This window comes from Streptomyces sp. NPDC020362, from assembly GCF_040642095.1.
Lineage (GTDB): Bacteria > Actinomycetota > Actinomycetes > Streptomycetales > Streptomycetaceae > Streptomyces.
In genome coordinates this window covers 1-10,529 of sequence record NZ_JBFAET010000259.1, presented here as the reverse complement: position 1 = coordinate 10,529, position 10,529 = coordinate 1, and the positions used below count along the sequence as shown (strand labels likewise).

Annotated in this window: 9 protein-coding genes; 5 read left to right on the top strand and 4 right to left on the bottom strand. The window is 72.8% G+C overall.

What is annotated here, in order from left to right; genetic code table 11:
• From AB0H32_RS43410 to AB0H32_RS43400, 3 genes are all read right to left on the bottom strand, one after another.
• Window positions 1-2,708, bottom strand: a 2,708-nt coding sequence (locus AB0H32_RS43410; RefSeq protein ID WP_361133624.1) for a BTAD domain-containing putative transcriptional regulator, incomplete at its 3' end; no start/stop codon positions are given.
• Between the two features lie 220 nt (window positions 2,709-2,928).
• Window positions 2,929-4,509: an FAD-dependent monooxygenase gene (locus AB0H32_RS43405; RefSeq protein ID WP_361133621.1), complete on the bottom strand. Its 1,581-nt coding sequence runs from the start codon at window positions 4,507-4,509 to the stop codon at window positions 2,929-2,931.
• Window positions 4,510-4,712: 203 nt separating this feature from the next.
• A complete protein-coding gene (locus tag AB0H32_RS43400) occupies window positions 4,713-5,132 on the bottom strand; it encodes a nuclear transport factor 2 family protein (RefSeq protein ID WP_361133618.1) in 420 nt (139 codons plus the stop codon).
• A 78-nt stretch (window positions 5,133-5,210) separates the two neighbouring features.
• Between AB0H32_RS43400 and AB0H32_RS43395 the strand changes: the two genes are divergently transcribed.
• Both AB0H32_RS43395 and AB0H32_RS43390 read left to right on the top strand, forming a co-directional pair.
• The gene (locus tag AB0H32_RS43395; RefSeq protein WP_361133615.1) at window positions 5,211-5,693 is read left to right on the top strand and encodes a MarR family winged helix-turn-helix transcriptional regulator; all 483 of its coding nucleotides are present in this window, start codon (window positions 5,211-5,213) and stop codon (window positions 5,691-5,693) included.
• A gap of 103 nt (window positions 5,694-5,796) precedes the next feature.
• Entirely contained in the window at window positions 5,797-6,522 is a 726-nt protein-coding gene (locus AB0H32_RS43390) for an ankyrin repeat domain-containing protein (RefSeq protein ID WP_361133612.1), read from the top strand.
• Window positions 6,523-6,667: 145 nt separating this feature from the next.
• Here the strand turns inward: AB0H32_RS43390 and AB0H32_RS43385 are convergent, their stop codons facing one another.
• The gene (locus AB0H32_RS43385; RefSeq protein ID WP_361133609.1) at window positions 6,668-7,246 is read right to left on the bottom strand and encodes a TetR/AcrR family transcriptional regulator; all 579 of its coding nucleotides are present in this window, start codon (window positions 7,244-7,246) and stop codon (window positions 6,668-6,670) included.
• A gap of 295 nt (window positions 7,247-7,541) precedes the next feature.
• On the opposite strand from AB0H32_RS43385, the gene AB0H32_RS43380 reads away from it, so the two are divergent.
• The 3 genes from AB0H32_RS43380 to AB0H32_RS43370 all read left to right on the top strand — a co-directional run.
• Entirely contained in the window at window positions 7,542-8,138 is a 597-nt protein-coding gene (locus AB0H32_RS43380; RefSeq protein ID WP_361133606.1) for a 2Fe-2S iron-sulfur cluster-binding protein, read from the top strand.
• The gene (locus tag AB0H32_RS43375; RefSeq protein WP_361133603.1) at window positions 8,135-9,127 is read left to right on the top strand and encodes a xanthine dehydrogenase family protein subunit M; all 993 of its coding nucleotides are present in this window, start codon (window positions 8,135-8,137) and stop codon (window positions 9,125-9,127) included. Before AB0H32_RS43380 ends, AB0H32_RS43375 begins: the two co-directional genes overlap by 4 nt.
• Window positions 9,124-10,529: xanthine dehydrogenase family protein molybdopterin-binding subunit (locus AB0H32_RS43370; RefSeq protein ID WP_361133600.1), on the top strand; the 1,406-nt coding region annotated here is incomplete at its 3' end. The genes AB0H32_RS43375 and AB0H32_RS43370, both read left to right, overlap by 4 nt.

Below are 10,529 nucleotides of genomic sequence, written 5' to 3'. Positions count from 1 at the left end.
GTGAGGGCGAGGGACTCGCCGTACGGGTCGGCGTGCGCGCGGAACCAGTCGGCGCTGCGTCCGGCCGCCGCGGCGGCGGCGCCGGTGTCGCCCTCCAGCCGGCTCGCCCACGCGAGATTCGCCAGGGCGTATCCCCGCGCACGGGACGGGCCGACCGTACGTCCGGCGAGCACGGTCTCCTCGAAGAACAGCGACACCTGCCCGGCCCCGTCGTCCTCGACGGCGTAACCCGGTGTCATGACCGGGAAGAACGGCCCGTTCCCGGTGCCGACGTCATCGAGGAGCCGCAGACTCTCCTCGCAGGCCTCACGGGCCACCGCGCCCTCGCCGCGGCAGACGGCCCAGACGCCGTCGAGGTGCGCGGCGACGGCCAGGACCGAGGGATCGCTCGCGTCGCGGGCGAGGGTGCGGGCCCGGTCGAGAGCGCTGCGGGCACTGTCCCACGCCCCGCGCATCCAGAGCAGGATCGCCTGCTGGCAGTGGGCGGACGCCAGCTCCGCCGGGGCCTGCCGATGCCGGTGGATCCCGACGATCTGCTCGGCGATGTCCTCCAGCGGGGAGCCGTCGCCGAGGCGGATGGCCAGCACGGCCTGCCCCATCAGCGCGCTCGCCCGCTGCGGGGTGGGCTCCGGCGCGGCGGCCAGGATGTCCTCCAGCCAGCGCCGGCCCTCGGCCAGGCGCCCTCGCTCGGGCCAGAACAAGCGCAGGGCGACGGCCAGCCGCAACGCGCTGTCCGGTTCGTGACGGAGGAAGGAGCGCAGCGCGGCCCGCAGGTTGCCGTAGTCGGCCTCCAGCTCCAGCGACGTCGTCCCGCGGACTCCGGTGGGCGGCTCTCGGTTCTGCGCCTCGGCCAGTGCCAGATAGAAGCGCCGGTGCCGCGCTTCGGTGGCCGCCTGTTCCCCCGCGGCCCGCAGGCGGTCCGCCGCGTACTGGCGGAGCGTCTCCAGCAGCCGGTAACGGACCTCGTCCTGCCGGGGCTCCACGCACACCAGGGATTTGTCGGCCAGCCGGCCGAGCAGGTCCAGCACGGAGGTGTCGTGCACACCCTCTGCGCACACCTCCTCGGCCGCGGCGAGCGAGAACCCCCCTGCGAAGACCGCGAGCCGGCGGAACAGGCGCCGTTCCTCGTCGTCGAGCAGCCGGTGGCTCCACTCCAGGGTGGCCAGCAGTGTCTCCTGGCGGGTGGCGCCGCGCCGGCTGCCATGGCCGAGCAGGGCCAGGGCGTCGTCGAGCCGCTCGGCGATCTGACGCGGCGCCAGCACGTGCACCCGGGCCGCGGCGAGCTCCAGGGCCAGGGGCATTCCGTCGAGCCGGAAGCAGATCTGCGCCACGGCCTCCACGTTCGCCGCCGTCAGCCCAAAGCCCGGGGACGCTTCGGCAGCCCGCTCCACGAACAGCCGTACGGAGGCGAAGCGGCCCACCTCCTTCAGGCCCGGCAGCCGACGCGGATCGGGCAGGCCGAGGGAAGGCACTCTGAAGGTGCGTTCCCCGTAGCTGCGCAACGGCTCCCGGCTGGTCGCGAGCACGAAGACGTCCGGGCAGCGAGCCAGGACCTCCGAGGCCAGCGCGGCACACGCGTCGACGAGGTGCTCGCAGTTGTCCAGCACCAGCAGCATCGCCCGTCCCGAGAGCTGTGCGATCAGCGCCTCCCGGCCCCCGCCGGACTGGGGGAGCTGCACCCCCAGGGCTGCGGCGACCGCCTCGGGCACGAGATGCGGTTCCGCCAGCCCGGCGAGGTCCACGAACCACGCCCCGTCCCGGAAGTCGTCGCACCTCCGGGCCGCCACGGCGAGCGCGAGCCGGGTCTTGCCGCAGCCGCCGGCCCCGGTGAGGGTCAGCAGCCTGCTCCGCCCGAGCAGCCTGTCCACCTCGGCCATTTCGCGTTCCCGGCCGATCAGGGCTGTCGCCGGTGCGGGCAGATTGTGCCGTCGGGCCCCCGGCCTCTCCTCGTGCTGCTGCTCGACGGAGTCGGCCAGCAGCTCACGGTAGAGGCGGCGTGTCTGCGGGTCGGGGTCGGCGCCGGTGTCCCGGTGCAGCCTGTCCCGCAGCTGCTCGTAGGCGGCCAGCGCCTCCCCGCGTCGCCCGGCGTCGGCGAGGACCCGCATCAGCGCCCGGTGACCGGGCTCGTGCAGAGGGTCCTCGGCCACCAGGGTGCGCAGGACGTCGATGGCCTCGGCCGCGTGGTGAGCGTGTTCCAGTGCCTCGCCGAGCCCCAGCCGGAGTGCGGTGCGCCGTGTCTCCAGCGTCACGGCCGCCTCGCTCACCCAGGTCTCGTAACGGTCCTCGGGCAGCAGATCGGGAGCGGCCAGGGCGAGCGCCGCACGGTAGTCCGCGGTCCGGCCGCTGTCCGAGGCCCGCCGGGCCACCTCGTCGAACGCGTCGAGATCGATCCGCACACCGCCGTCGGGGCCGAGCAGCACCAGGTCGTCCCTGAGAACGACGACGTCGCCCGCCGCGCCGGTGGAGGCCAGCGCACGCCGCACGGCGTGCAGCACCTGGTGCAGGTTGTTCGACGCGGCCGTCCGGTCGAGGTCCGGCCACAACAGGTCGTAGAGCCGCTCCCGGTGCAGCTGGTGGCCCGGTGACAGGGACAGCAGTTTCAGCAGGCTGCGGGCCTTGCGCAGACGCCACGCCCCGGCGGCGACCGGGCGGTCCGCGACCGCCACTGCGAAGCCGCCGAGGAGCCGGATGTGCACGTCATCGGCCATGGCTGCCCTCACGAGCAGGCTACCGCCGCCCGCCCGGCGAGGCCCGGGCTGGGCGGGGCAGCAGGAAGGGGGGAGAGGCGGCCGGGTTGTCCGGTGCATGGTCAAGGCCACTGCGGGGGGACCGGCAGGGGCGGCCCATGCGCTGCGATGCGGGGAAGGAGCGCCGACCGGCCGGTGCCTCGGCGTCCTGTCCGAGCCGGGGGAGGCCCGTTTCGGCGTTCTAGCGGAGCGTTGGCATGGTGAGCGCGGTGAGGGCGTGGTGGAGGGCGGCGTCGTTCGGCGGCCGGTCGCGCCAGCGGGCGCCGATGTGGCCGTCGGGTCGCACGAGCAGCGCTCCGCGCGGCCCGAGGCCGCAGAAGCCGGTGTGCTCCCCGGGCAGGGTCTCGATGCGCACGGGCCAGGGTGCGGTCGTGCGGGGCGCCCATCCAGTGGGGTCCGGGGTGAGCAGGGTGAACCATTCGCCGAAGGCGTCGAGCGTGGAGCGGTCGTGCGCGAGCCAGAGATGGGGCATGCGATGGCCCGGCTCAGTGGTGGGTACGTAGTCGGTGCTGGTGCTGGTGCTGGTGCCGGACGGCTCGGACGGGGTGGTGCCGTCGGCGAGGACGGCGTCGGAGCGGTAGCCGACGCCGAGCACCAGTCCGAGCTGGGCGAAGAACCGCTCCGACCACGGCAGTTCGACCCGGGGCGGCGCCACTTCGCCGGACCGGAGCTGGTCGCGGCGCCGGTTCTGCACCTGCAGCATGAGGTGCGTGTTGGCCACCGTTTGACGGAGAGTCTCGTGGGCGACGGGTTGCCGCTCCGCCTCGTAGCTGTCCAGCAGGCCCGGTTGGGCCCACCCGTGGACCACCCCCGCCAGTTTCCAGCACAGGTTGTGCACATCGGCGAGGCCGGTGTTCATGCCCAGGCCGCCGATGATGGGCACCGCGTGCGCCGCATCGCCGGTCAGCAGGACCCGGCCGCGGCGGAAGCGTTCGGCGGCGAACGCGTTCATCACCCAGTGCTGCACCCGCACCACCTCGGCCCGCACGTCGGCGCCGGGGCCGAGGGCGCGCGAGACGAGACCGGGCCAGTCGGCGCCCGCAACGCCTTCGGGAGTGGGACCGAACCAGGCCCAGCCGCCCTCCGGGTAGAGCGGGGTGAACGATCCGTGCGCGGTGAAGTAGACACCCGCGGGCCGGCGGGCGCACCAGCGGTCGAGGTCGGCGTCGAACACGACGGTGGTGAAGCCCCCCATCGCTCCCGGGCCCGTGGTGCCGATTCCCAGCAGTTCCCGGACGGTGGAGTTCGCGCCGTCGGCGGCGAGCAGATAGCGGGCAAGGATGCGGGTCTCCTCGCCGCGCCGGTGGTCGGTCAGGAGAGCCAGGACGCCGTCGGCCTCCTCGGCCAGGTGGACGAGTTCGACCCCGAACCGTACGGGTGTGTCCGCCGCGGCGAGCAGGGTGGGTTCCAGGCGGTCCTGCGAGGTGACCACGCCCAGCGCGGGGCTCTCCGGCACCGGCGTGTTGACGCCGATCATCGCCGCCGTGGCGAAGTCACGGTCGCGCAGGGTGTCGCGGAAGCGGACGCGTCCGTATTCGGGTGCGAACGCATTCGCCGCGATCGTGTCAGCGAGTCCGAGCCGGCGGTAGATCTCCATCGAGCGCACGTTGACCAGCCGGGACCGTGGGAACGGCGACAGCTCGCGGTGCTTCTCGACCAGTAAGGACCGCACGCCCCAGCGTTCCAGCAGCGCTCGGGCCGTGAGCCCGACCGGCCCACCACCGACGATCAGGACCTCCACCCCGGTGTCAGCCACGGCCATGTCGAACTCCTCCGGCCGGCCTCGGATCAGACTCCTGCCGGCCATTGATCACTCGGGGCGCTCGGTGGAGCACCCGAACGTGAACCAGCATCTCCCCTCGGCCGGTCGCTCGGCGAGCGGAGGGCCCCGGCTACGAGCGGGAGCCACGGCTGTCAGAGGTAGGTCACGGCTACGAGGGGTGGGCCATGGTTACGAGCGGTAGGTCACGGCTGAGCGAGGCGCTCGTAGCAGTCGTAGTTCCGCTGAGCGGCGATCCGTCCGTCCCGGAACTCGAGGAACGCCGCGATGTGCGCGCGCAGTACGTGACCCGTGGGCAGGTCGCCGAAGGGGGCGGCGAGGGTTCCCGACCAGGTGACCTCCAGCGCGACCTGATCGCCGGAGGCCACGGCGTTGATCACCTCGAAGTGCTGGCCGGAGAGCAGGGTGCGGGCCTGCTGCGAGGCGGTGAGTGACTCCGTGAGATCACGGACGGTGCCGTCCGGGAAGAGCGTGTTGGGCAGTTGGGTGTGGACCATGTCCGGATGCAGGAACTGCTTCAGCTCCTCGGGTGCCGCCAGCCGGGCCACGGCCTGGTGATAGCGGACGGCGGTGCGGACATGGGGGTGTTCGTCGATCTGCGCCATGGGAACAACCGTAGATGCACAACGTCAGTTGTACAACTGAAGTTGCGTAATGGTGGTTGTCGACCCGAGACTGGCCGTGTGCACGGACCACTCGAACCACACGACCTCGACCTGGGCAGCCTCGCTCTTTTCGCCGGCTTCGCCGCCACCACGGCAGTCCAGGCGGACCTTGCCTCGATGGGCTTCGGTGACCTGCGGATGTCCCACGGCTATGTCTTCCAGCACCTGATCGATGCGCAGCCGACCGTGAGCGACCTCGCGGCGAAGCTCGACATGACGCAGCAGGGTGCGTCGAAAGCGGTGGCGGAGCTGGAGCGGCTCGGCTACACGGAGCGCGTCCAGGACGCTCACGACGCCCGCATCCGCCGCGTCGTCCTCACGCGCCGTGGCCGGGAAGCGGTGAGCGCCGCCCGCCGTGCTCGGGCACACCTCGAAGCGCGCCTGAGAGACCGCTTCGGTGCCGAGGCGTTCGACGCGGCCCGCGGCTTGCTCGCCGATCTGCTCGACGAACTGGGCGGTACCGCGGCGATCCAGCGCCGCGATGTCAGGCTCCCACGTTGAGTGGTCTTCTCCGCCCGGCAGGGCGAGCCGGTCGACGCACCGCATCGTCCGCGGGCATTGTCAGTGAGCCGTGCTACCCAGGGGTGAACGAGGAGGTGGCCCGATGCTGCTCGACATGACCGCCCCGCCGGCCCGTGCCGCCGTCGAGGCGATCCGCAACGGCGATGCGCCGGCCCTGCAGGCCCTGCTCATCACCCATCCCGGCCTCGCCGGGGCCCGGCTGGGCGACGCGAAGACCGCCCGCACCCTGCTGCACGTGGCCACCGACTGGCCCGGGCACTACCCGGGCGGCCCGCACACCGTGACCACGCTGGTCGCGGCCGGAGCGGACGTGAACGCCCGGTTCACCGGCCCGCACCGCGAGACCCCGCTGCACTGGGCGGCCAGCACCGACGACGTCCCCGTCCTGGACGTCCTCCTCGACCTCGGTGCAGACATCGAAGCCGACGGCGCGGTCATCGGCGGCGGCACACCGATCGCGGACGCGGTCGCCTTCGGCCAGTGGAACGCCGCCCGGCGCCTGCTGGAACGGGGTGCCCGCACCAGCCTGTGGCAGGCAGCCGCCCTGGGGGCAGCCGACCGCGTCGCCGCATGGTTCCCGCCCCGTGCCGAGCCGCCGGGCCGCGACGACATCACCAACGCGCTGTGGTGCGCCTGCCACGGTGGACAGCAGCGGACGGCCGCCCACCTGCTGGAGCGCGGCGGTGACGTCAACTGGATCGGCCACGACGGGCTGACCCCGCTCGACGCCGCGCGCCGCTCCGGGCACACCGACCTGGCCGCCTGGCTGCGGGCCCAGGGGGCGAAGCCCGCCGAAGACCTCGCCTGACACCTCCGCATCCGTTCGCGGTCCCTTCGCAGCCTCAGCTCCGGCGCCTCGGCCGCCACGCCGTCCCACCGCCTTGGCGGCCGTACCCCCTTCACCGGCCCGGGCGGCCCGCCGTCGGCGGTGCGGCGCGTCGGCGGTGCGGTGTTCACCGGCCGGGCGCCCCGGCTTGCAGACCGACCATGACGAGGTCGAGGAGCCAGGTGGCGCGTGGCTGCCAGTCGTCGTGCGGGTCGAGCTGCCACAGCCCCGCGATGGCGAGGAGGAAGTCGTCCGCGGTGACTCCGGGGCGGATGGTGCCGGCCTCCTCGTTGGCGCGGAGCAGACGTTGCGCCGCGGACGTCACTGGTGTGTGCGCCGGCTTCGCCGGGCTTCCCGGTGCGCTGGTGACCTGCCGTATGGCGTCGGCCAGGCCTGCCTTGGCCATGGCGAACTCGGCGAGCCGGTCCATCCAGGCGCGCAGGGCCTGTTCGGGGGGCAGAGTGCCGAGCAGGTGGGCTGCGCTGTCGGCGACCTGCTGCATCTCGTGGCGGTAGATCTCCAGAACGAGTGCCTCGCGGTTGGGGAAGTTGCGGTAGAACGTGCCCTGCCCGACGCCGGCCTTCTTGGCGATCACGCTCAGTGGGACGTCCGCGCAGCGCGTCAGCTCGGCGAGTGCCACTTCCAGGATCCGCTCGCGGTTGCGCTGCGCGTCAGAGCGCAGGGGTGCGCCCTTCTTCTGTGGCACTCGTCCTCCTCAAGGGTTCGTGGCCGAACCCCGCCCTTGCTAACCGGACAGCTGTCCGTTAAGTTTCCAGGTAACGGACAGCTGTCCGGTTGTGTCCACGATAGCTGTGGCCGTGCCCCCGGGGCAGTCGGCCGCTGTCACCTTCGGCCCCAGCATTCCGCACTTGCGGTCCGCCCACGCCCACGGACCCGTACGACGCGTTCTCGGCGGCGTCCGGTGCTCCGGCTGCCGGACGGCCCCGCCTCACCTTCGTCCCGGATTCCCCTCTGTCCTGGAAACGCGAAAGAAGCTACCCATGGCCCTATCGACGTCCAGTGTCATCACCCTGAAGATCAACGGCGAGAAGTACACACTGCCCGTCGACCACCGCACCACCCTGCTCGACGCACTGCGCGAGCGCCTCGACCTGACCGGCTCCAAGAAGGGCTGTGACCAGGGGCAATGCGGTGCCTGTACCGTCCTGCTGGACGGGCGCCGGGCCGTCGCCTGCCTGCAACTGGCCGTGGCGGCCGAAGGCCGCGAGATCACCACCGTCGAAGGGCTGGCCGACGGCGAGCGGCTGCACCCCGTGCAGCAGGCCTTCCTCGACCTGGACGGCTACCAGTGCGGCTATTGCACCCCGGGGCAGATCTGTTCGGCGATCGGGGTGATCGAGGAGCACGCGGCGGGCTGGCCGAGCGCCGTCACCGAGGACCTCCGGCCCGAAACGGGACCACCGCCCCTGACCGCCGAGGAGATCCGGGAGCGGATGAGCGGCAACCTGTGCCGCTGCGGCGCGTACGTCTCGATCGTCGAGGCGGTCGCCCGCGCGGCCGGGGACGGGGCGCACACGGACACGGCCCCCGCGGCACCGGTCAGCCCTGCAGCAGAGACGAAGGAGGCCGCGGCGTGAGGGAGTTCGGCTATCAGCGGGCGTCGGACGTGGCCGGCGCCGTCGCGCTGCTCGGTGCCGATCCGGACACCCGCTTGCTCGCAGGCGGCACCAATCTCGTCGACCTGATGAAGACCGGAGTCGAACGCCCCGCCCGGCTCATCGACATCCGTGAACTCCCGCTCGACGAGATCGAGTCGACGCCGGAGGGCGGTCTGCGCATCGGCGCCACGGTCACCAACGGCGACCTGGCCGCCCACCCCGACGTCCGGCGCCGCTACCCGGCGCTGGCGCAGGCGGTGCTGGCGGGTGCGTCCGGGCAGCTGCGCAACATGGCAACGGTCGGCGGGAACCTGCTCCAGCGCACCCGCTGCGGCTACTTCACCGACGTCACCAAGCCCTGCAACAAGCGAATACCCGGCAGTGGTTGCCCCGCTGTCGCGGGCGAACATCACCAGCACGCGATCCTCGGCGCGTCCGACCACTGCGTGGCCGTGCATCCCTCGGACATGGCCGTCGCGCTCACGGCCTTCGACGCCGTCGTCCACTACGAAACCGCGGACGGGCCGGGGGAGTTGCCGCTTCGCGAGTTCTACCTGCCCGTCGGCGACACCCCGCACCGCGAGACCGTCCTGCCACCGGGCGCGCTGATCACCGGCCTCACCCTGCCGCCGGTGCCTGCGGCCGCCCACTCCCGCTACCGCAAGGTGCGCGAGCGCGCCTCGTACGCGTTCGCCCTCGGCTCGGTCGCCGTCGCGCTCGACGTCCGCGACGGCGTCGTCCGGGACGTGCGCATCGCCCTGGGAGCGGTTGCCTCCCGGCCCTGGCGGGCCGTCGCGGCCGAACGCGTCCTGACCGGCGCACCGGCCGAACCCGAGACCTACGCAGCTGCGGCGGACGCCGAACTGACGGCGGCGCGGCCCCTGCCGCACAACGGATACAAGGTGACCCTGATGCGCAACCTCATGGTGGCCGTGCTGACCGAACTCGCCGAGGAGGCGGCCCGATGACCACCGTCACCACCGGGACACCCACGTCGGCGCCCTCCGTCGGCTCCGCGCACACGCGCGTGGAGGGCAGGGACAAGGTCACCGGAGCGGCCCGCTACGCCGGGGAGATACCGTTCGCCGACCTCGCGCACGGCTGGCTGGTGCTCTCCACGGTCGCCCGTGGCCGCATCCGTGCCATCGAGAGCGCGCCCGTCCTCGCCATGCCGGGTGTCCTCGCCGTCCTGGACCACCGCAACGCCCCGCGCGTAGAGACCGACTACACCGGTCTGATGGGATCGAGGCCCGACCCGACCTGCGCCGTCTTCCAGCACGACCGGGTGCCGCACCTGGGCTGGCCGGTGGCGTTGGTCGTGGCCGAGACGTCCGAGCAGGCCAGAGAGGCCGCCGAGGCGCTCGTGGTGCACTACGAACAGGAGCCCCACGACGTCGCCTTCACGGGCGAGCATCCGGACGCCTACCCACTGGACAGCCACGCGCCGGCGGTGACGGCGAAGGGCGACCTCGAGACCGAACTGGCGGCATCGGCCGTCGTCGTGGACGCCGAGTACACCACCCCCGAAGAGCACCACAATCCGATGGAACCGCACGCGGCGACCGCCCGCTGGGACGGCGGAAGGCTCGAGGTGGTCGACTCCAACCAGGGTGCCACCTGGGTGGTGGGTGAACTCGCGAGCCTGTTTTCGCTCGACCCGGCCTCGGTACGGGTGCGTTCCGAACACGTCGGCGGGGGCTTCGGCAGCAAGGGTGTCCGGGCCCACCAGGTGGCCGCCGTGATGGCCGCGACCGTCCTGCAACGCCCCGTGCGAGTGGTCCTGACGCGACGTCAGATGTTCTCCCTGGCCGGCTACCGCAGTCCCACCGTCCAGCACGTCCGGCTCGGCGCCGACACCGACGGACGGCTGCGCGCACTGGAGCACCGCTCGCTCAACCTCACCTCCACCGTGCACGAGTTCGTCGAACCGAGCGCGGCGGTGGCACGGGTCATGTACGACGCCGACGCGCACCACACCGCCAACCGCGTCGTACGGCTCGACGTACCGACCCCGACGTGGATGCGCGGCCCGGGCGAGGCACCGGGGTCGTTCGCGCTGGAGGCGGCGCTCGACGAACTCGCCGAGAAGTGCGGCATCGACCCGATCGAGCTGCGGCTGCGCAACGAACCCGACAACGGGCCGGTCTCCGGCCTGCCGTTCGCCGGCCGCCACCTGCCCGCCTGCTTCCACGAGGGCGCCCGCAGGTTCGGCTGGGCGGACCGGGACCCACGCCCCGGCCTGCGCCGCGACGGTCGCTGGCTGCTCGGCACCGGCACGGCGGCGGCCTCCTTCCACGCGGGCGCCGGGCCGTCCACGGCGACCGTGACCGCTCACCCGGACGGCACCTTCACCGTCCGGATCGCCGCGGC